The sequence below is a fragment of the Nostoc sp. genome (assembly GCF_036919555.1).
In the GTDB taxonomy this organism is placed as follows: Bacteria; Cyanobacteriota; Cyanobacteriia; order Cyanobacteriales; family Nostocaceae; genus Nostoc.
On record NZ_JBALCS010000024.1, the window covers coordinates 1 to 2,046 of the forward strand.

Genomic DNA, 2,046 nt, shown 5'->3' on the forward strand with positions numbered 1-2,046 from the left:
GTATTTGTTTGCTCATTAGCAACTCCCACCACTACTTTTATCCACTTAGACTTTAAAATACCATCACTCGACCCTCAACCTGCGGAATGTAGGTTTAAACCTTTAAGAATTTTGTTCCCTGTTCCCTGTTCCCTGTTCCCTGTTCCCTGTTCCCTCTTCACTTGATAAAAAAATAGAGCAGTTGCACTGTAATACAACTACTCTAAAAAGTACTTAGACAGATATTATCTACCTATCCACAGACCCCATGATTATGTCAACACTGCCGAGAATCACCACAACATCTGCAACCTTCATTCCGCGCAGTAAATGTGGGACAATTTGAAGGTTGTTGAAGTCCGCGGCGCGAATCTTCCACCGTAAGGGGAAGACATTATCATCGCCAACCAAATAAATTCCCAATTCACCTTTGCCACTTTCTATACGAGAGTAGATTTCACCCTTGGGAATCTTGAAGGTGGGAGAAACTTTTTTGCCGATGAATTGATAATCAAATGCGTCCCACTCTGATTTTTTACCTGCGGCTAAACGTTTAGCTTCCAGATTTTCGTAAGGGCCGCCAGGAAGTCCTTTAATTGCTTGGCGAATAATCTTCACAGATTCGCGCATTTCCCGCATCCGCACCACGTAACGGGCAAAGCAATCACCGGCTGTTTCCCACTGCACATCCCAGTCGAAATCGTCATAGCATTCGTAATGGTCAACTTTTCGCAAATCCCATTGCACGCCAGATGCACGTAACATTGGCCCAGAAAGTCCCCAGTTAATTGCTTCTTCACGGGTGATAGTACCAATACCCTCAATACGTCGCCGGAAGATGGGGTTATCGGTTACTAAGCGTTCATACTCATCAACTTTGGGTATGAAGTAGTCGCAGAATTCCAGACACTTATCTACCCAACCATAGGGCAAATCTACTGCTACCCCACCAACGCGGAAGTAGTTGTGATTCACCATCCGATAACCTGTAGCGGCTTCCCACAAATCATAAATCATCTCCCGTTCTCGGAACTGGTAGAAGAAGGGAGTTTGAGCGCCCACGTCAGCGAGGAAGGGGCCAAACCACAACAAGTGGTTAGCGATGCGGTTCAACTCCAGCATGATGACGCGGATGTAGCTAGCGCGTTTGGGAATAGCAACACCTGCAAGCTTTTCTGGGGCGTTGACAGTGACGGCTTCGTTAAACATTCCCGCAGCGTAGTCCCACCGACTGACGTAAGGGACGTACATAACATTAGTGCGGTTCTCAGCAATTTTTTCCATTCCCCGGTGCAGATAGCCGATAACCGGTTCACAGTCAACCACATCCTCGCCATCCAGGGTGACAATTAGCCGCAGAACCCCGTGCATTGAGGGGTGTTGTGGCCCCATATTTAGCAGCATTGGTTCAGTGCGGGTTTCTAGTCTGGTCATAGATTTCGTGTTCTCCGTTCGTGAAAATTTTGAATTCTACCGCGCAGATGCCAACTAGACCCAATTTATCTTGTTTGCCAAAATGAGGTTTGTAGGGGCAATCTATATAATTTTGACTCTACAGGGTTATGTTGGAGAGAGGATAGCAGCAAAGGAGTTGTAATCGATGTTTCATTTTGTTGCACCTCTTCAATTATTATAGGGAAGCTTGATATGCAAGGGATTGAGACACAGGTTTTTTTTTCATGTAATCTCTTTTTGCGCTTAAAATCCTGAAGTGGCTAAATAATACACAATTGACAGAACTGTTATCTGCTTGCAGAATACTAAGACATTCCCCTATATGTATATCCCACAATCTCACTGTTTGATCATCACTGCAACTAGCTAGAACTGCATTATCATAACTAATTGCCTGTAACCATACTCGACCTGTGTGATCCTGTAGATTATGAATACATTCACCAGTAAGAACATTCTATAGTTTTATTCTACTCTCCCCTGTAGCAGCAGCTATAAGTCTACATCAGGGCTGATAAGTAACCCAAGTTGCGGGTTATCGACTGATATGAACTTGTGATACTCAATTAATGCGATCGCGTACAAGAAAGTGAGGTTGGTGCGTAGCGCCAA

2 protein-coding genes are annotated in these 2,046 nt (G+C 44.6%); both read right to left on the reverse strand.

All coding sequences use genetic code 11. The features are described 5' to 3' along the window. Window positions 1-228: 228 nt before the first annotated feature. A complete protein-coding gene (locus V7K36_RS08235) occupies window positions 229-1,413 on the reverse strand; it encodes an NAD(P)H-quinone oxidoreductase subunit H (RefSeq protein ID WP_334828460.1) in 1,185 nt (394 codons plus the stop codon). A gap of 196 nt (window positions 1,414-1,609) precedes the next feature. Continuing rightward, window positions 1,610-1,870, reverse strand: a complete 261-nt coding sequence (locus tag V7K36_RS08240; RefSeq protein ID WP_335114751.1) for a WD40 repeat domain-containing protein — start codon at window positions 1,868-1,870, stop codon at window positions 1,610-1,612. Window positions 1,871-2,046: the final 176 nt, after the last annotated feature.